This window comes from Pseudomonas sp. ICMP 460 (assembly GCF_002723595.1).
Taxonomy (GTDB): domain Bacteria; phylum Pseudomonadota; class Gammaproteobacteria; order Pseudomonadales; family Pseudomonadaceae; genus Aquipseudomonas; species Aquipseudomonas kitaguniensis.
Window position 1 is genome coordinate 1 of the sequence record NZ_LKBR01000085.1, and the last position, 238, is coordinate 238.

Sequence of the window (238 nt, forward strand, 5' to 3'; positions counted from 1 at the left end):
CATCTCCCAAGCAGAATGTGGTCAAACTGTGGGAGGGGGCTTGCTCCCGATGGCGGTGTGTCAGATAAATATTTTTCAACTGACACACTGCAATCGGGAGCAAGCCCCCTCCCACAAAAAGCACAAAAAGCAAAAAAAGCAGATCTGCTGTGTACTCAAGACCCGCCTTTGACCTGCTTCTGATCCGCTTCAACCACTCAGGTCGGCTTTCAGGCCGCCGTGCTCTTGCTTTTGATCT

At 51.3% G+C, this 238-nt stretch carries 1 protein-coding gene; it reads left to right on the forward strand.

Translation table 11 applies throughout. From position 1 onward, the window contains the following. Positions 1–183 (forward strand): hypothetical protein (locus tag AO240_RS28785; protein WP_218244405.1); only part of this gene is annotated, 183 nt, incomplete at its 5' end. Positions 184–238: the final 55 nt, after the last annotated feature.